Origin of the sequence: Pseudomonas sp. D(2018), from assembly GCF_005502555.1 — a bacterium.
Classification (GTDB): domain Bacteria; phylum Pseudomonadota; class Gammaproteobacteria; order Pseudomonadales; family Pseudomonadaceae; genus Metapseudomonas; species Metapseudomonas resinovorans.
This window is the reverse complement of the sequence record NZ_SCOK01000012.1, coordinates 95,556-113,343: the sequence shown is the minus strand read 5'-3', so window position 1 is coordinate 113,343 and position 17,788 is coordinate 95,556. Positions and strand designations below refer to the sequence as shown.

Below are 17,788 nucleotides of genomic sequence, written 5' to 3'. Positions count from 1 at the left end.
CGTGGTGACGGGCTATCTCACCGAACGCAGGGGTGTGGCGAAGCGTGGCAGCACCCGGGCCAGGACTTCGGCGATATAGCCGAGGAACAGGGTGCCAAGGGAGCTCTTGTAGTGCTGCGGGTCCGGGCTGCCAATGGCGAGTACGCCGTGCAGGCCCTGGTAGGTCAGGCTGACCACGGCAGCGGAGCCGACCTGGTCGCGCTCCTCGGCGCCGAACAGGAACTCCAGCTCATGGCCGCGCAGTACGCCGCAGATGGTCTTGCCGCCGGCCAGCAGTCCACCGATGCTCTGGTGCGCTTCAGCAACGGTAACGCTCCGACCTACCGGCAGGGTGCTCTCGCTGAACAGGATGAGGCTGACGAAGGGCACCTGGAACTCGTGCCGCAGGCTGTCTTCCACGGCGCCCACCACTTCTTCCAGGCTGGAGGCATCGAGCAGGTCGAGCACCAGGCGGCGGGTCTTGTCGAAGAGCCGGTCGTTCTCCCGCGCGACATCCATCAATTGCGCCAGGCGATGGCGCATCTCGATGTTTCTCTCGCGCAATAGCTTCACCTGGCGTTCCACCAGGGACACAGCGTCACCCGGCTGGTGCGGGATGCGCATTTCAGGAATCAGCTCTTCATGCTGGACGAAGAACTCCGGATGGAGGCGCAGGTAGGCCGCCACCGTCTCGGAGTCGAGGTGTTGTGGCGGGTCCTGATGCTGGTCGGTCATAGGCGAACCTGTCCTTCGAATACGCGGACGGCGGGTCCGGTCATCATAACGGGATGCCCCGGGCCGGCCCACTCGATAGAGAGTCGGCCGCCCGGCAGTTCGAGTTGCACCGGTGAGTCCATCCAGCCCTGGCGGATCGCGGCCACTGCGGCGGCGCAAGCACCGGTTCCGCAGGCCAGGGTTTCCCCGGCGCCGCGCTCCCAGACGCGCAGCTTCGCTTGCTTGCGATCGACGATCTGCAGGAAGCCCACATTCACCCGCTGCGGGAAGCGCGGGTGGTGTTCCAGCTTCGGCCCCAGGCTGTGTACGGGTGCACTGGCGACATCATCGACGCGCAGCACCGCGTGGGGGTTGCCCATGGAAATGGCTGCCAGTTCGACCGTCTGGCCGTCCACCTCGACCGGGTAGCTCAGGGCTTCGGCGTCGGCCACGAAGGGAATCTGTTGCGGGACCAGGCGCGGCGGACCCATGTCCACGGTGACCTGGCCATCGGGGCGCACATCCAGTTCGATGATGCCGCTCTTGGTCTCGACGCGAATACGCTTCTTCACCGTCAGGCGCTTGTCGATGACGAAGCGGGCGAAGCAGCGCGCGCCATTGCCGCACTGTTCCACTTCCGAACCGTCGGAATTGAAGATGCGGTAGCGGAAGTCAACATCCGGGTTGGTCGGGGCTTCGACGATCAGCAACTGGTCGAAACCGATGCCGGTGTGGCGGTCGCCCCACTGTTTGGCGTGCTTGGGCTGGATATGGGCGTGCTGGCTGACCAGGTCGAGGACCATGAAGTCGTTGCCGAGGCCGTGCATCTTGGTGAAGCGCAATAACATGGATGCGCCCTCACTGCGGCAGCAGGCTTTCGCCGGCGTAGAGGTCTTCGATTGTCTCGCGGCGGCGCACCTCGAAGGCTTGCTCACTGTCCACCAGCACCTCGGCGGCGCGGCCGCGGGTGTTGTAGTTGGAACTCATCACGAAACCGTAGGCGCCGGCGGAGCGTATCGCCAGCAGATCGCCCTCGGCCAGCACCAGATTGCGCTCGCGGGCGAGAAAATCGCCCGTTTCGCAGATCGGACCGACCAGGTCGTAGGTGCGCTCGATGCCGGCATGGGGCTGCACCGGTACCACGTCCATCCAGGCCTCGTAGAGCGCCGGGCGGATCAGGTCGTTCATGGCCGCGTCGATCACGGCGAAATCCTTGTGTTCAGTGTGCTTGAGGTATTCGACCTGGGTCAGCAGCACGCCGGCGTTGGCGACGATGGAGCGACCGGGTTCGAACAGCAGTTCCAGGTTGCGGCCCTGCAGGCGCTGGCGCACGGCCTGGATGTAGTCGCCGGGCTGCGGCGGCTGCTCATCGCGGTAGCGCACGCCGAGGCCGCCGCCGAGGTCCAGGTGACGAATGTTGATGCCACGCGCGCTGAGGCGGTCGATCAGTGTCAGCAGGCGGTCGAGGGCGTCGAGGAAGGGTTCCAGGCTGGTGAGCTGGGAGCCGATATGGCAGTCGACGCCGATCACATCGAGGTTCGGCAGGCTGGCGGCCTGGGTATAGACGGCTTCGGCTTCTTCGATGGAAATGCCGAACTTGTTTTCCTTCAGGCCCGTGGCGATGTACGGGTGGGTGCCGGCGTCCACGTCGGGGTTGACCCGCAGCGATACCGGAGCCTTCACCTCCATGGTGGCGGCCACGTTCTGCAGGCGTTCCAGCTCGTTGCGCGACTCGACGTTGAAGCAGTACACGCCGGCCTCCAGGGCGCGGCGCATGTCGTCACGGCTCTTGCCTACGCCGGAGAAGACAATGCGTCCAGGTGCGCCGCCGGCGGCCAGAACACGCTCCAACTCACCGCTGGAAACGATGTCGAAGCCCGCGCCGAGGCGCGCCAGCAGGTTCAACACGCCGAGGTTGGAGTTGGCCTTGACTGCATAGCACACCATGCCCGGCGTCCCGGCCAGCGCATCGGCATAGGCCATATAGCCGGCTTCGATGGCGGCGCGGGAATAGACATAGGTGGGCGTGCCGAAGCGAGCGGCGATGTCGGACAGCGCTACGCCTTCCGCGAACAGCTCGCCGTCGCGGTACGTGAAAGCGTCCATGACTGCTCCCCCGATCAGCGGATGTACACGTCTTTCTGGTGTTCTTTCGCTGCTTTTTCGTCGTCAGGCATGTAGAGCGGGCCTTTCTGGCCGCAGCCAGCCAGCAGGCAGGCAGCAGCGAGCAGGGCGACGAAGGGGGCGTGGAGTCGCTTCATGACGGAATCCTTGCAGAAAACGTGAATTGTTCCGGAGTATACCGACCCCCCGACGCCTTGCCTATTCGCCGGAAAACCCGTCCGGCGTGGCCTGCGGGCCTGTGCAGGGCTAGCATTGGCGGCTGGAAAAAGGAGATCCCATGGATAACGCCGCATCCCTTGCCGGCTCTGTCTCGGTTGCCTATTTACAGGGCCTGATGGCGCGGCTCGAGCCGCTCGGCGTGGCCCCTGTCGACCTGCTTGGCCATGTCCAGCTGACGCCCGCGATCCTCGCCCAACGTGACCAGCGCATTGCCGCCAGCGCCTACCTCGAGCTGCTCGGACATGCGGCACGGCTGTCCGGCGATCCGCACCTTGGGCTGCATCTGGGCGAGGCTGTGCGCCCCGGCCACTACGGTGTACTGGGCTTCCTGCTGATGAGTTGCGCCACGCTGGCCGACGCCCTGCACCGCCAGGCGCGCTACGCCGCCCTGGTGGGCAACCTGGGGCGGGTCGAGCTGGCCGACGAGCCACCCCGTGAGGGCCTGGAGCCCCAGGTGGCGCACAGTTGGGAGTCCATCCTGCCGCAGCAGCGTGCGCTGCTGGCCGAAGAGACCCTTGCCGGCTGGGTGACCTTCGGGCGCTGGATCACCGGACTGGATATCCCACCCACCGAGGTGCGCTTCCAGCATCAGGCGCCGGTGGACATCTCGGAGCACCAGCGGATCTTCCGCTGCCCGATACGCTTCGGTCAGACGGACAATGCCCTGGTCTTTCCCAAGCGCCTGCTGGCCACGCCGCTTGGCCAGGCCGACGCCGAGGTGCGCCGACTATTCGATGGCTATGCCGAGCGCCTTCTCGGTGAACTGCGCCAGGGCCATAGCGTGCTGGACCGCGCCCGCGAGATGCTGGCCGCCCAGCTGTCTGCCGCCGGGCCGGATCTGGAACGCCTGGCTGACGCGCTGACGCTGAGTCCGCGTACCCTGCAGCGCCGCCTGCGCGAGGCCGGGTTATCCTTTAGCCAACTGGTGGACGAGACGCGCCAGCAGCTGGTGCTGCACTATCTGCGCGATCCGACGCTGGAGCTGGCCGACATTGCCTTTCTGGTCGGTTTCAGTGAACCCGGCTCCCTGGGGCGCGCCTTCCGCCGCTGGACCGGGCAGAGTCTCGGCGAGTACCGTCGCCCTTCATCCCCTATGCCCTGAGGTAATCCCTGATGAGTTTGAGCGAAGCCCAATTCCACGACCTGGTCGATGAAGCCCAGGAGCGCGTGGAAGACGCATTCGATGACAGCGACCTGGACCTGGACCTGGAAAACAGCGCGGGTGTGCTCACCGTGCGCTTCGAGAACGGCAGCCAGGTGATCCTCAGCCGCCAGGAGCCTCTACGCCAACTCTGGGTGGCAGCACGTTCGGGGGGCTTCCACTTTGACTACGACCAGGCCAGCGGTCGCTGGATCTGCGACAGCAGCGACGAACCGCTGGGCGAGCTGCTCAGCCGCGTAACCCGCGAACAGGCGGGTGAAGACCTTGAGTTCGACGAACTCTGACCGCGCGCCCCTGGCTCGCCATCCGTCGCCGTGCATCCGACGCTGCTGTCTGGACGATACGGACGTCTGTGTAGGCTGCGGCCGAACCCTTGCGGAAATCTGCGAGTGGAACCAGGCCGGCGACCCGCGTCGCCGCGAAATCTGTGCCGCCGCCGAACTGAGACGGCGACCGATGCGCGGCTGACCGGCCGGTCTTGCCAATCGCGGGTGCCCTGACGTACTGTCGGGCTTCCGGGCAAGTCGTCCGGTTAGACAGAATCTGAAACCCCGCCTTCGGGCGGGGTTTCGCTTTTTTCGCTACCTGCATAAGGAGTCGCGCGTTCGCCATGAACACCCACCCGCCCATCACCATTACCCGTCTCGACCTGCAACGCCTGGAGCGCCTGCTCGACAGCCTGGAGGAGTTCGGCCCCGCCGCCGAGGCGCTGGAGCGCGAGTTGGCTCGCGCTCAGGTGGTTGGCCATGAGGAAGTTCCGCCGGGCGTCGTCACCATGAACTCCCGCGTGCATTGCCGCGAGGAAAGCAGTGGCAAGGACTATCACCTGACGCTGGTCTACCCGGAAGACGTGGGTGGCGAAGGCAAGGTCTCCATCCTCGCCCCGGTGGGCAGTGCGCTGCTCGGCTTGTCCGTCGGTCAGCACATCGATTGGCCGGTGCCCGGCGGCAAGACCCTCAAGCTGACCTTGCTGGAAGTCGAGTACCAGCCCGAAGCGGCCGGCGAGTACAGCCGCTGATCCTTCCAGCCGTAGGGGCGATTTCAATCGCCAGGCGGACCGACGGTTCGCTTCTTTTGATTCGATTGGGGCGGCTTTGCCGCCCTTGGCGAATGAATTCGCCCTTAGAGAGAAGGGGCCGCGATTCAACCGTCGCGCAGCGCCCGGTTCAACCGTTCTTCCAACTCCACCTTGTAGCGCAGGTAGTGGACGGTCTGCGCCTGACCCTTGCCAGGCACCCGCGACAGGTCGAGGTCGGTGATGTAGCACGGGTAGCGCTCAGGCGTACGGCGCTGGGCGAGGATGTGTCGGGCTACGGCGGCGAAAAGGCCGGTGCCGTACTCCAGTTCTGAGAATTCGCGGTGGTTGCAGTACAGGGTCACATGCACCAGGCCCTGTTCAGCCGGCTCGACGATGGCCTGCACGTCGTAGAAGGGGTGGCTGACCGCCGCTGAGGGCACCGGGCGTCGTTCCAGGTGGCGGCCTTGGCGAACCACTTCGTAATAAAGGATTTCCGGCACCAGCGCAGCGTGCGGACTGTCCAGTGGCAACAAGGCATTGCGTCGGTAGAGCAGCGACTGCAGGAAGCGGTGCAGTGGCGTCAGCAGGCTCTGCTCGTCACGGAAGGGCAGGCGTTGGCGCCAGAGAGCGTTGTGCTCGTCCAGCAGGCTGATCTCGGCACTGTCGCCCTCCCGGCGGTAGAACACCTGGATGCATTCCGGTCGGCCGATGGGCAGGATCACCGCGAGATCCTGATCTTCCAGGGCGTGGCGATCCAGTTGCAGAGGGCTGAAGCCCGGAAGGTCGCGCCCCAGGTGCTCCACCAGCCCCGGCAGGTCGACCAGGCTGGCGTGACTCACCTGGCCTGGCTCCAGTTGCAGTACGTGGAAGCGCTGCTGGATTTGCAGCAGGAAGCGCGGCACTCCGGCTGCGCCGAGCAACGCCTGGGCGTCGTCGAACAGTTCTTGTACCCGCTGGCCGATGGCCTGGGCCCGGTTGCGGCAGAAACAGCGTACCCGCAGGCCGGGGCGTGCGCTGCTGCTGGGCAGACTGTTGAGGTAGTCGCGCAGGCAAGCGAGCAGGGCGTCTGGACCCTCGAAGCGGTTGACCAGCATCTCGTTCCAGCTGTTCAAGGTCACTTGATCGATGGTCAACACCAGGTTTTCGCGCGCCCCGGAATAGCCCAGGGCATCAGTGCGCTCGGTGGTCAGGTGGAGGTTCTTCTGGCTGTGCTGTTTCAGGGGGTCGACGCCGATATTCACCAGCAACAGCACCTCGGTCGGCGCGCCGGCCCGTAACAAGGCGCTGTCGTCCACCTGTCCCAGAGGCTGGGGGAACGCCTGCTGCAGACTGGTCAGCAGGTTGGACAGTTCGTACTCGGTCAGATCGCTGCTCCCCGGGTGCAGGGAAACGCGGGTACTGGTGTCGATCACACCGTTGCGATGACACCAGGCGAGGAGCGGCATCAGTTCGCGGCTGCGTTTCAGCGGCGCGAAGTCCTGCCATTCCAGGGCATTCAGGCTGCCGGAAAATAGCGCCCACTGGGTTTCGCCCTCGGCATCCGGGCTGGTGCACTGCACCAGGGTGAGGGTGTCTTCGGCGATGTCCGGGGCGATCCCGGGGTTGATGAATTCCACCTTGCCCGCCTTGCGCTCGAAGGCAGCGTAGAGTCGCCGACCGAGTACCCCCAGGTCGCGACTGCTGAGCGTGCCACTGGCCTGTTCGCTGCGGGCGAACTGGGAGAGGAAGCGGTAGCTGTAGGTCAGCTCATTGACCAGGGCGCGGCGCTCGGCCAGCACCTGGCGTACTTTCCACTGGCTGCGGCTGTCGAGCATCGCCAACTGGCGTTGCTGCCAGTGCCATTCGGCGGTCAGGCGCTCCAGCAGCAGGCGCTGCCAGCTCTTGTTGCGGTTGCGTGGTGGCCGGCTGAGTTTTTTGTTCACCTTCAGGTAAAGGCAGCGGCGGATCAGCTCGAGGCGCTCGGTTTCGTTGCGCCCGCGCAGGTACTCCTCCAGGCGGCGGTAGACCACCATGTAGGGGTCCAGCTCGTCCAGGTCCAGGCGGTTGGCATAGACCGCTTCCTTGAAACGCAGGGACAGGCAGGCCACCTGCGGATGCTCGCTGGCGTAGACCTCGGTGAGCAGCAACTTGAGCACCGACTTGTAGGGTGATTCGATGCCCTTGAACAGCTGCCACATGCTGGCGCCGATGAACTCGCCGGGCGGAATGTGCGCCAGGTGCCCAAGGTCGAGAACTTCTTCGGCGCGGATGAAACGCTTGGACAGCAGGGTCTCGGTGTACTCGGTGTAGCGAGCCTCTTCGTACACCGGCACCAGCCACCAGAGCGGGGTGCGCCCGGCGAGCCAGATGGCGGTGCGATAGAACTCGTCGAGCAGCAAGTAGTGCTGGGTGGTGCCGCAGTCGTCGGAGGTCAGTCGTGCCTCGCGATCGCCCTGGGTGAAGCGGGCCGGGTCGATGAGAAAGAAGTGGGCTTCGGCACCCTGGCTGGCCGCCCATTCCTCCAGGGCGCTGCACTTGCGTTGCAGTTCGGCGGTGGCGGCGGCATCCATGTCCGGCGCGTGGCAGACCCAGATGTCCATGTCGCTCTGTTCGGCCTGGGCGATGGTCCCCAGGCTGCCCATCAGGAACAGGCCGTGGATCGGCGTTGGCTGCGGGGCGCGGCGCGGCTTGTAGGCGAAGGAGCGGGTGAGCCGCTGGACTTCGGCCAGCAGGTCGTCATCGGGCTCGTAGGCGGCGACCCCGGCCGGCGTGGTGCCGGAGACGTAGCCGGGCAGCAGCGGGTGGTTGACGTGGAACAGCAGTGGCAACAGCTTCAGGACCAGTTGCTGGCGCGTGGACAGCGCCTGCATGGCGCGATCCAGGCGGCCATTGTTGACCTTGAGGAAGCGGGCGCGCAGTTGCGCGAGGACCTTGCGGTCGATGCCGTCGTCGATGTCCGGGCGGATTTCCTGGGTGCGCGTCATGCTCTGCTCATGTCCCGATGCTGGCAGCCTGCCGTCAGCCTTCACTGCCGGCAGGCGTCCGCATTGTATCGCCCGTTATGTTGCCGACTTGAGCGGCAGCGGCTTCAGGCGGGCTGGGGCTGGAGAATGGTGCGCAGGGACTGGACGTGTTCGGCAGCATCCAGGCCGAGGCTGGTCAGGTAGCCGCCGTCGGGCTGGGTGATCAGGCCCTTCTGGTGCAATCGCATCACTGCGGCCTGGGCCTTGGGGTTGGCATTGTTGTGGACTTTCAGGCCTTCCTGGGTGTTATCCAGGTTGAACAGGGCCAGCAGTTCGAATTCGGCAATGAGTTCGGGGGTGAAGACCATGATCGCTCCTAGTTCTTGTTGTACCGCGGAGGCCGGCAATGGCCGGCCGGAATCTGGAGTCTATGGAGTGTAGAGAGGTCAGGCCTGATCTTCAGGCAGGTCCGGCAGTGCCCGCAAGGCCTTTTCGTACCATTCGGTGTCGAAGGCGCGGTCGGCCGCGAGCATGGCATCGATCTCGTGGGCCAGGACCAGCGCCATCAACTGGAGAATCTCCTCGCGCTCGTAGCCCACCAGGCTGAGCTTGTTGAAGGTGGCGCGGGCGGCGGGCGGTTCGCCGGCCTCGATCTGGTTCTCGATGGCCTGGGTCAGCGTGGCTTCGGCGAAGGCTTCTTCGCCGTCATCAATGTCGTCGGTCATTGCGATTTCCTGTCATCGAGACAACCGGGCGGCGCATGGGGCGCCACCCGGCAAGAGGGTCAGCGGGCGGCGAGCAGGGCTTTGCCGCGCACAACGGCGGCGCGTACCTGGTTCGGTGCAGTGCCGCCGATGTGGTCACGGGCGTTGACCGAGCCTTCCAGGGTCAGCACGGCGAAGACGTCGTCGCCGATCTGGTCGCTGAACCTGCGCAGCTCTTCGAGGCTCATCTCGGCCAGGTCCTTGCCGCTGTCCACGCCGTACTTCACCGCGTGGCCGACGATTTCGTGGCAGTCGCGGAAGGGCAGGCCCTTGCGCACCAGGTAGTCGGCGAGGTCTGTGGCGGTGGAGAAGCCGCGGCGGGCCGCTTCACGCATGATCTCGCGCTTGGGCTTGATCGCCGGAACCATGTCGGCGAAGGCGCGCAGGCTGTCGCGCAGCGTGTCGGCGGCATCGAACAGCGGTTCCTTGTCTTCCTGGTTGTCCTTGTTGTAGGCCAGCGGCTGGCCTTTCATCAGGGTCAGCAGGCCGGTGAGGGCGCCGAATACCCGGCCGGATTTACCACGCACCAGCTCCGGCACGTCGGGGTTCTTCTTCTGCGGCATGATCGAGGAGCCGGTGCAGAAGCGGTCGGGCAGGTCGATGAACTGGAACTGGGCGCTGGTCCAGAGCACCAGCTCTTCGGAGAAGCGCGACAGGTGCATCATCGCCAGGGACGCCGCGGCGCAGAATTCGATGGCGAAGTCGCGGTCGGACACGCCGTCCAGGGAGTTGCCGCCAACGGCGTCGAAGCCGAGCAACTGGCAGGTGATTTCGCGCTGGATCGGGTAGGTGGTACCGGCCAGGGCGGCGGAACCGAGCGGCATGCGGTTGACCCGCTTGCGGCAGTCCACCAGGCGCTCATGGTCGCGGCTGAGCATCTCGAACCAGGCCAGCAGGTGGTGGCCGAAGGTCACCGGCTGGGCGGTCTGCAGATGGGTGAAGCCCGGCATGATGGTGTCGGCTTCCGCTTCGGCCAGACCGAGCAGGCCCTGCTGCAGGCGGGTGATTTCGCCGAGGATGATGTCGATCTCGTCGCGCAGCCACAGGCGGATGTCGGTGGCGACCTGGTCGTTGCGCGAACGGCCGGTGTGCAACTTCTTGCCGGTGATGCCGATGCGGTCGGTCAGGCGCGCTTCGATGTTCATGTGCACGTCTTCCAGGTCCACGCGCCAGTCGAAGCTGCCGGCTTCGATTTCGCCCTGGATCTGCTTCAGGCCGTCGATGATGGTGTCGCGCTCTGTCTCGCTGAGTACGCCGACCTGTGCCAGCATGGTGGCATGGGCGATGGAACCCATGATGTCGTGGCGGTACAGGCGCTTGTCGAAGTCTACGGACGCGGTGAAACGGGCGACGAAGGCGTCGACGGGCTCGCTGAAGCGGCCACCCCAGGACTGGTTGGTCTTGTCGGTGCTCATGGGTTCACTCGGTGAGGATGGTGAAAGAAAGCCGATGGGCCGGAAAATACCGTCGATAATAACAGTGTTGCCGAAAAAACCGGCGCGGCCTGTCCGGTCGGGGACTGGGCAGTTTGCCGGAGCCTTTCACGGACGTGCCGTGGATTTGATGGTTCAGTACAGGCTTTTGCCCGGCGACCCCGATTTGTCGCCTGCCGGGCCATTGGGGATATGTCCGGGATGCCGAAGCGCCTGAAAAAGAAAGCGCGTTCCAGAACCGCCAACGACGATTTCTTTCTGCCGGAGCTGTGCCTGCCCGAAGCATTGCTCGGGCTGGTACTGCTGGCGGAACTTCTGGTGCTGGTGCTGGTGCTGGCCGAGCCCATGCTGCCCAGCTTCAACTGGGTGCGCCTGGCCCTGACCTCGCTCTTCGTGCAATGGATCGTCCTGCTCTCCGCGGCGCTGCTGTGCCAGCTGCGGCCGCTGCTGGCGCGTTTGCGCGCGGCGCTGGCCGGTGGCCTCTGTTGCGCCTTGGTGGTGGGCCTGACCCTGGCCGGCACCGCGGTGGCCGACTACTTCGATCTCGGCGGGCCGCTGCCGCGCGATGGCGAGGTCAACCTCTACCTGCGTCACGGGCTGATCAGCCTGATCATGTCGGCGTTGCTGCTGCGCTATTTCTACCTTCAGAGCCAGTGGCGCAAGCAGCAACAGGCGGAACTCAAGGCGCGTATCGAGTCCCTGCAGGCCCGCATCCGGCCGCACTTCCTGTTCAACAGCCTGAACAGCATCGCCAGCCTGGTGGTGATCGACCCGGACAAGGCCGAGCAGGCTGTGCTCGACCTCTCCGACATATTCCGTGCCAGTCTGGCCAAGCCCGGCACCCTGGTTGATTGGGGCGAGGAGCTGGAGTTGGCGAAACGATATCTCTCGATCGAGCAATATCGTCTCGGAGAACGGCTACAGTTGGATTGGCAGGTGAATGAAGTACCGGACGATCTACCCATCCCTCAGTTGACGCTGCAGCCCTTGCTGGAGAACGCCCTGATTCATGGCATCCAGCCGCGCATCGAAGGGGGGCTGGTACGGATCGAAGCGGATTATCGCGACGGTATGTTCCGCCTCTGCGTGAGCAACCCTTACGAAGAGGTCCAGGGGCAGTTGCCATCGCGTGGTACCCAGCAGGCTCTGCGCAATATCGACGCCCGCCTGACGGCACTTTTCGGGCCGCGGGCAAGTCTCAGCGTGGAGCGCCGTGACGGCCGCCACTTCACCTGTCTACGCTATCCTTGTGCGAGACTCACGCAGGAAGCCCGTGCGATATGAATGTCCTGATCGTCGACGATGAACCCCTTGCCCGCGAGCGCCTCAGCCGTCTGGTCGGCGACCTCGAGGGGTACCGTGTACTGGAGCCTGCCGCCAGCAATGGCGAGGAGGCACTTACCTTGATCGACAGCCTCAAGCCGGATGTCGTTCTGCTCGACATTCGCATGCCCGGCCTGGACGGGTTGCAAGTGGCCGCCAGGCTCTGTGAGAAGGAGGCACCGCCAGCGGTGATCTTCTGCACGGCACATGACGAGTTCGCCCTGGAGGCTTTCCAGGTCAGCGCCGTGGGCTACCTGGTCAAACCCGTGCGCTCCGAGTCGCTGGCCGAGGCGTTGAAAAAGGCCGAGCGACCAAACCGTGTGCAACTCGCTGCGCTGACCCGTCCTGCTGCGGTCAGCGGGAGCGGTCCCCGAAGTCACATTAGCGCCCGTACCCGGAAAGGAATCGAATTGATCCCGCTGGATCAGGTGATCTTCTTCATCGCCGACCACAAGTACGTGACCCTCCGTCACGAACACGGTGAAGTGCTGCTCGACGAGCCATTGAAGGCGCTGGAGGACGAATTCGGTGATCGCTTCGTGCGCATTCACCGCAACGCCCTGGTGGCGCGCGAGCGCATCGAGCGCTTGCAGCGCACCCCTCTGGGGCATTTCCAGCTCTATCTCAAGGGGATGAACGGGGAGGCCCTGACCGTCAGCCGCCGCCATGTCGCCGGTGTGCGGAAACTGATGAACAACCTCTGACCGGTTGCCGTCGAACAGATTGACGGCCGTCCGGCGTTCGCCCGCTGCGTTTCTTCGACAACCCGTGTCGCTGCGCGACAACCGCCCGCGCCCAGGCTGTTCGCGGGCCTGTTATGATTCCGGGTATCACCGTTTCCGGAAGTGAAAATGTCTCGCGAGATCCGCATTGCCACCCGCAAGAGTGCCTTGGCCCTGTGGCAGGCCGAATACGTCAAAGCCCGTCTCGAGGAGGCGCACCCTGGCCTCAAGGTCAGTCTGGTGCCCATGGTCAGCAAGGGTGACAAGCTGCTCGACGCGCCGTTGGCGAAAATCGGTGGCAAGGGCCTGTTCGTGAAGGAACTGGAAACCGCCCTGCTGGAGAACGAGGCCGACATCGCCGTGCACTCCATGAAGGACGTCCCCATGGATTTCCCCGAAGGTCTCGGCCTCTATTGCATCTGCGAGCGTGAAGATCCGCGCGACGCCTTCGTCTCCAACCGCTTCGACAGCCTCGACGTCCTGCCTACCGGCAGTGTGGTCGGCACCTCCAGCTTGCGTCGCCAGGCTCAACTGCTGGCCCGCCGGCCGGACCTGAAGATCCAGTTCCTGCGCGGCAACGTGAACACCCGCCTGGCCAAGCTGGATGCCGGCGAGTACGACGCCATCATCCTCGCTGCTGCCGGCCTGATCCGTCTCGGCTTCGAGGATCGCATCCGTTCCTCGATCAGTGTCGAAGACAGCCTGCCAGCCGGCGGCCAAGGTGCCGTTGGCATCGAGTGCCGGACCGCCGACAGCGAGATCCATGCGCTGCTGGCGCCGCTGCACCACCAGGACACCGCCCTGCGTGTCACCGCCGAGCGCGCCCTGAACAAACGCCTGAACGGCGGCTGCCAGGTGCCTATTGCCTGCTACGCCGTACTTGAAGGCGACCAGCTCTGGCTACGCGGACTGGTCGGCCAGCCCGATGGCGGCCAGCTGCTGCGCGCCGAAGCCCGCGCTGGTGCCGCCGATGCCGAGGCCCTGGGTGTGAAGGTCGCCGATGAACTGCTGGAACTGGGCGCCGAGGCTATCCTCAAGGCCGTCTACGGCGAGGCCGGTCACCCGTGACGGGCTGGCGGTTGCTGCTGACGCGCCCCCTTGAGGAGTGCGAAGCCCTGGCCGCGACTCTGGCGGAGCAGCAGGTCTTCAGCAGCAGCCTGCCGCTGCTGGCCATCGAACCTCTCGCGGAAACGCCCGAACAGCGCAGCGTCATCCTCGAACTCGACCGTTATTGCGCCGTGGTGGTGGTCAGCAAGCCTGCGGCACGTCTCGGCCTCGAGCGGCTCGACCGCTATTGGCCGCAACCGCCGGCGGACCAACACTGGTTCAGCGTCGGCGCAGCCACCGGCGCCTTGCTCCAGGACTACGGCCTGCCTACGGCCTGGCCGGAGGCAGGTGACGACAGCGAGGCCTTGCTGACGCTGCCGCAACTGGCCGAAGCGCTGTCCGTGCACGACCCCAGGGTGCTGATCATGCGCGGCGAAGGTGGCCGAGAATTCCTTGCCGAGCGCTTGCGCGGCCAAGGCGTCGCGGTCGACTATCTGGAACTCTACCGGCGCTGCCTGCCGGATTACCCGGCCGGCACCCTGGCGTCTCGTGTCGAGTCGGAACGCCTGAACGGCCTGGTGGTCAGCAGTGGCCAGGGGCTGGAGAACCTCCAGCGTCTGGCCGGGGACGCCTGGCCAGAGCTGGCCCGCCTGACCTTGTTCGTACCCAGCCCGCGGGTGGCTGAACAGGCTGCCGAGGCGGGCGCGAAGAATGTTGTGGACTGCCGTGGCGCCAGTGCCGAGGCCTTGTTGGCCGCGCTCAGGCAGTATCCGGCGCCGGCCCACTGATGCGAAGGATGGATACGTGAGCGAAGCAGAAGCCCCGAAACAAGAGCAACACACCGCAGCCGCCGAACCCGTCACCCCCAGCAGTGCTGCGCCTGCCCCTCGAGGCAATGGCCTGGCCCTGTTCGCCCTGCTGGTTGGCGCCGCCGGCATCGCCACAGGCGGCTGGGGCATCTGGCAGGTTCGAAATCTGGAAGCCCGCGACCAACAGCAGCTCAGCATGGTCGAAGACGCGCGTGGCCAGACCCGCGCCCTGGCCGAGCGCGATCAGCAACTCACCCAGCGCCTGGAAGAGCTGCCCAGCGCCGCCGAGCTGGATGAGCGTCGCCGCCTGCTGGTGGACCTGCAGGGCGACCAGCAGCAACTGCGCCAGCGCCTGGAAACCATCCTTGGCGCCAGCCGCAAGGACTGGCGCCTGGCCGAGGCCGAGCACCTGCTGCGCCTGGCCAGCCTGCGCCTGTCTGCATTGCAGGACATCTACAGCGCCACCGCACTGGTGCAGGCGGCCGACGACATCCTTCGCGAGCAGGATGACCCCGGAGCCTATGCTGCCCGCGAGCAGCTGGCGAAAAGCCTGGTCGCCCTGCGCAGTACCGCGCAGCCGGACCGCACCGGCCTGTTCCTGCAACTGGGTGCCCTGCGTGAACAGGCAGCCCAGCTCAATCCGCTGGTACCTGCTTTCGAGGACAAGGGTGGTGTGCTGCTGGACATGGCCGCCGAGGGCGATGGCCGCAGCCGCTGGTCCGAGTGGCTGGAAAAGCTCTCTCACTACTTCCGCATCCAGCTGAATGCCAGCCAGGACATCAAGCCGCTGCTCGCAGGTCAGAGTCTGTCGCAGGTCCGGCTTGCCCTGTCGCTGGCTCTGGAACAGGCGCAATGGGGCGCGCTGCACGGCCAGACCCAGGTCTACCAGCAGTCGTTGCGCCAAGCCCGTGAAGTGCTCAGCGGCCACTTCAACGAAGAGAACCCGGACAGTCGCGCCCTGCTGGCCCGACTCGACGAACTCGCAGGCAAGCCTGTGGAAGTGCAGGCGCCTGATCTCGCGCCGGCGCTGAGTGCGTTGCAGTCCTATCTGCAGCGTGTTCCTGGCGCTACTTCCGCCGAAACCGAGGAGCCGGGTGCTGCCGAGCCGGCCAAGGAGGCCGGCCAATGAAGCGCCTGTTCAAGGTCCTGCTGATCCTCCTGGTGATTGGTGCTGCCGCTACGCTCATTGGCATGGCGGTGGCCCAGCACAAAGGCTACGTGCTGGTGGCCTACAAGGGCTTCCGCTACGAATCCACCCTCTGGGCCACCCTGGCGCTGCTGGCGGTGCTCTGGTTGCTGTTCGCTGGCCTGCGATACCTGCTGCGGCTGGTGGCAGTGTCTGGTGGTGTGGTCAATCCCTGGTCGCGCCGCAATGCTCGGCGCCGGGCGCGTCTGGCTTCCGAGCAGGGCCTGCTGGATCTCGCCGAAGGCCGTTGGGCGCGCGCACTACGTCATCTCAAGCGTGCCGCCGAAGGCGATTCGCAGCCGCTGATCTATTACCTGGGCGCCGCTCGCGCCGCGCAGAAGATCGGCCAGACCGAAGAAGCCGAGCAACTGCTGGAGCGTGCCCTGGAGCGCCAGCCCCAGGCCGAGCTGGCCATCGCCCTGGCCCATGCCGAGTTGCAGCTGGACCGTGGTGACTCCGTTGCCGCACTGGAAACCCTCAAGGCCGTTTACGAGCGTCATCCGCGTCATCACCAGGTGCTGCGCCAACTGCTGCATCTGCATGAGGTGCGCGGCGACTGGTCCTCCCTTGTTGGCCTGCTGCCGACCTTGCGCAAAGAGAAGGCGCTGCCGGAAAGCCAACTGGCAGAGCTCGAGCTGCGTGCCTGGAGCGCGCGCCTGCACCAGGCTGGCGAGGAGGGGCAGAACGAAGGCGAAACCGCCCTGCAGCCCCTCACCCGGGCCTGGCAGCAGCTGACGTCCTCCCAACGCAATGAACCCCGCCTGGTGCTTGCCTTCGCCGAGCAACTGCGTCGGCTGGGAGCGGAGGAAGAGGCCGAGGAATCCGTGCGCAGCGCCATCAAGCGCGGCTACGATGATGCCCTGGTGCGACTTTACGGCCTGCTGAGAGGTCGCGATCCGGCCCGTCAGTTGCAGACGGCTGAAGGCTGGTTGAAGGAGCACCCGAGTGACGGGACCTTGCTCCTCTCCCTGGGCCGGCTGTGCTTGCGCAACCGCCTTTGGGGCAAGGCCAGGGAGTACTTCGAGAGCAGCCTGAGTTTCCGTCGTGATCCGGAAACCTGCGCGGAGCTGGCTCGCCTGCTGGCGCAGATGGGCGAGGTGGAGCGCAGCAACCAGCTCTTCCAGGAAGGGCTCGGCCTGCTCGACCAGCGCCTGCCGGCCTTGCCCTTGCCGGCCGAAAAGACCGCCTGATGCGAAAGGGCCCGGGAACCCCCCGGGCCTTTTTCATCGCGCCTCGCTCGGTTCAATTCCCCACATAGTCGATGCGATAGATCGCCCCGGCGTGGTCGTCGCTAACCAGCAGGGCGCCGTCCGGGGTAACCAGCACGTCCGCCGGGCGGCCCCAGACTTCCCCATCCTCCAGCCAACCCTCGGCGAACACGCTCTGGCGTTTCAGGCTGCCGTCGGGGTTAAGCTCAACCCGCTTGATCCGGTAGCCAATTTTCTCGCTGCGGTTCCAGGAGCCGTGTTCGGCGATGAACAGATTGTTGCGGTACTCCGCCGGGAACTGGCTGCCGGTGTAAAAGCGCAGGCCGAGTGGCGCCACATGAGGACCGAGCTTGGCCACGGGGGAGACGAATTTGCTGCAGGGGCGCTGGGAGAATTCCGGGTCAGGCACCTCGCCGGCATGGCAGAAGGGAAAACCGAAATGCTGGCCAGCCTTTTCCAGGCGGTTCAGCTCGCAGTCCGGCACATCGTCACCCATCAGGTCGCGGCCGTTGTCGCTGAACCAGAGCTCACCGGTCTGCGGATGCCAGTCGAAGCCCACTGTGTTGCGCACGCCGCGCGCCACCAGCTCCATGTCACTGCCATCGGCGTTCATGCGGTGGATGGCGGCGTAGAGGTCCGGATTCTCGTTGCAGACATTGCACGGTGCGCCCACCGGCACGTAAAGCTTGCCGTCAGGGCCGAAGGCGATGAACTTCCAGCCGTGGTGGGTTTCTCGCGGCAGGTCCGCGTAGACCACCTCCGGCTTGGGTGGTGCGTCCAGTCGCGACTCTATGTCGCGCAGACGCAGGATTCGGCTGACCGCCGAGACGTAAAGGTCGCCCTCCTTGTAGGCTACGCCGACCGGCAGCTGTAGGCCGCTGGCGACGGTGCGAACCTTGCCGCTGGAGGGCTCCAGTGCGTAGACCTTGCCCGCCGCATTGCTGCCGACGAATAAAGTCCCGCGTTCGCCCCAGACCATCTCCCGGGCATTGGCAACCTGATCGCTCAACAGCGTGATGCGAAAGCCTTCGGGCAGCCTGATGCGATCCAGAGGCAGGGCAGCAATCGCCAGCCCAGGCAGCAGCAGAAAGGTAAGCATCAGAAGCCGACACATGGCAGAGTTCTCCGGATAGACGAC

General features: G+C 65.4%; 19 protein-coding genes. 10 read left to right on the top strand and 9 right to left on the bottom strand.

Translation table 11 applies throughout. The annotated features are described in order from the left end of the window. Positions 1–12: 12 nt before the first annotated feature. Genes FFS60_RS10695 through FFS60_RS10680 form a run of 4 tightly spaced genes read right to left on the bottom strand, consistent with a single transcriptional unit; the run spans position 13 to position 2,954 of the window. Positions 13–714 (bottom strand): DUF484 family protein, encoded by a 702-nt coding sequence (locus tag FFS60_RS10695; RefSeq protein WP_028626862.1) that lies wholly within the window; start codon positions 712–714, stop codon positions 13–15. Further along, positions 711–1,541 (bottom strand): diaminopimelate epimerase, encoded by an 831-nt coding sequence (gene dapF, locus FFS60_RS10690; RefSeq protein ID WP_028626861.1) that lies wholly within the window; start codon positions 1,539–1,541, stop codon positions 711–713. The genes FFS60_RS10695 and dapF overlap by 4 nt, the downstream gene beginning before the upstream one ends. 10 nt (positions 1,542–1,551) lie before the next feature. Further along, on the bottom strand, positions 1,552–2,799 hold the full coding sequence (lysA, locus tag FFS60_RS10685) for a diaminopimelate decarboxylase (RefSeq protein WP_028626860.1): 1,248 nt from the start codon (positions 2,797–2,799) through the stop codon (positions 1,552–1,554). A gap of 14 nt (positions 2,800–2,813) precedes the next feature. Then, positions 2,814–2,954, bottom strand: coding sequence for a lipoprotein (locus tag FFS60_RS10680; protein WP_028626859.1), 141 nt, complete (start codon positions 2,952–2,954; stop codon positions 2,814–2,816). Positions 2,955–3,094: 140 nt separating this feature from the next. Here FFS60_RS10680 and FFS60_RS10675 point away from each other — a divergent pair, with 140 nt between their 5' ends. From FFS60_RS10675 to rnk, 4 genes are all read left to right on the top strand, one after another. Beyond that, entirely contained in the window at positions 3,095–4,138 is a 1,044-nt protein-coding gene (locus FFS60_RS10675) for an AraC family transcriptional regulator (RefSeq protein ID WP_137821958.1), read from the top strand. Positions 4,139–4,149: 11 nt separating this feature from the next. Next, positions 4,150–4,482, top strand: a complete 333-nt coding sequence (gene cyaY, locus FFS60_RS10670; RefSeq protein WP_028626857.1) for an iron donor protein CyaY — start codon at positions 4,150–4,152, stop codon at positions 4,480–4,482. Continuing rightward, positions 4,463–4,666: a DUF1289 domain-containing protein gene (locus FFS60_RS10665; RefSeq protein ID WP_081667900.1), complete on the top strand. Its 204-nt coding sequence runs from the start codon at positions 4,463–4,465 to the stop codon at positions 4,664–4,666. The genes cyaY and FFS60_RS10665 overlap by 20 nt, the downstream gene beginning before the upstream one ends. A gap of 142 nt (positions 4,667–4,808) precedes the next feature. Then, positions 4,809–5,216: a nucleoside diphosphate kinase regulator gene (rnk, locus tag FFS60_RS10660; protein WP_028626856.1), complete on the top strand. Its 408-nt coding sequence runs from the start codon at positions 4,809–4,811 to the stop codon at positions 5,214–5,216. 125 nt (positions 5,217–5,341) lie between these two features. Here rnk and FFS60_RS10655 read toward each other — a convergent pair whose 3' ends face one another. The 4 genes from FFS60_RS10655 to argH all read right to left on the bottom strand — a co-directional run bounded on the left by FFS60_RS10655 (position 5,342) and on the right by argH (position 10,337). Continuing rightward, positions 5,342–8,179, bottom strand: a complete 2,838-nt coding sequence (locus tag FFS60_RS10655; RefSeq protein ID WP_137821957.1) for a class I adenylate cyclase — start codon at positions 8,177–8,179, stop codon at positions 5,342–5,344. Positions 8,180–8,283: 104 nt separating this feature from the next. Next, positions 8,284–8,526: a TIGR02647 family protein gene (locus tag FFS60_RS10650; RefSeq protein ID WP_028626854.1), complete on the bottom strand. Its 243-nt coding sequence runs from the start codon at positions 8,524–8,526 to the stop codon at positions 8,284–8,286. A gap of 78 nt (positions 8,527–8,604) precedes the next feature. Further along, on the bottom strand, positions 8,605–8,883 hold the full coding sequence (locus FFS60_RS10645) for a hypothetical protein (protein ID WP_036996820.1): 279 nt from the start codon (positions 8,881–8,883) through the stop codon (positions 8,605–8,607). Between the two features lie 59 nt (positions 8,884–8,942). Continuing rightward, positions 8,943–10,337 carry an argininosuccinate lyase gene (gene argH, locus FFS60_RS10640; protein WP_028626852.1) on the bottom strand — a complete coding sequence of 465 codons (1,395 nt, stop codon included), beginning with the start codon at positions 10,335–10,337 and terminating at the stop codon, positions 8,943–8,945. Positions 10,338–10,556: 219 nt separating this feature from the next. Here argH and FFS60_RS10635 point away from each other — a divergent pair, with 219 nt between their 5' ends. The 6 genes from FFS60_RS10635 to FFS60_RS10610 all read left to right on the top strand — a co-directional run bounded on the left by FFS60_RS10635 (position 10,557) and on the right by FFS60_RS10610 (position 16,632). After that, entirely contained in the window at positions 10,557–11,639 is a 1,083-nt protein-coding gene (locus tag FFS60_RS10635; RefSeq protein WP_028626851.1) for a sensor histidine kinase, read from the top strand. Further along, positions 11,636–12,382: a LytTR family DNA-binding domain-containing protein gene (locus FFS60_RS10630; protein ID WP_016495333.1), complete on the top strand. Its 747-nt coding sequence runs from the start codon at positions 11,636–11,638 to the stop codon at positions 12,380–12,382. The genes FFS60_RS10635 and FFS60_RS10630 overlap by 4 nt, the downstream gene beginning before the upstream one ends. Before the next feature lie 147 nt (positions 12,383–12,529). Beyond that, a complete protein-coding gene (gene hemC / locus FFS60_RS10625) occupies positions 12,530–13,468 on the top strand; it encodes a hydroxymethylbilane synthase (RefSeq protein ID WP_137821956.1) in 939 nt (312 codons plus the stop codon). Beyond that, positions 13,465–14,235, top strand: a complete 771-nt coding sequence (locus tag FFS60_RS10620) for a uroporphyrinogen-III synthase (protein WP_137821955.1) — start codon at positions 13,465–13,467, stop codon at positions 14,233–14,235. The genes hemC and FFS60_RS10620 overlap by 4 nt, the downstream gene beginning before the upstream one ends. Positions 14,236–14,251: 16 nt before the next feature. Beyond that, positions 14,252–15,385, top strand: a complete 1,134-nt coding sequence (locus FFS60_RS10615) for a uroporphyrinogen-III C-methyltransferase (protein ID WP_028626848.1) — start codon at positions 14,252–14,254, stop codon at positions 15,383–15,385. Then, the gene (locus FFS60_RS10610; RefSeq protein ID WP_137821954.1) at positions 15,382–16,632 is read left to right on the top strand and encodes a heme biosynthesis HemY N-terminal domain-containing protein; all 1,251 of its coding nucleotides are present in this window, start codon (positions 15,382–15,384) and stop codon (positions 16,630–16,632) included. The genes FFS60_RS10615 and FFS60_RS10610 overlap by 4 nt, the downstream gene beginning before the upstream one ends. 52 nt (positions 16,633–16,684) lie before the next feature. Here FFS60_RS10610 and FFS60_RS10605 read toward each other — a convergent pair whose 3' ends face one another. Beyond that, the gene (locus FFS60_RS10605; protein WP_137821953.1) at positions 16,685–17,764 is read right to left on the bottom strand and encodes a sorbosone dehydrogenase family protein; all 1,080 of its coding nucleotides are present in this window, start codon (positions 17,762–17,764) and stop codon (positions 16,685–16,687) included. Between the last annotated feature and the right edge of the window lie 24 nt (positions 17,765–17,788).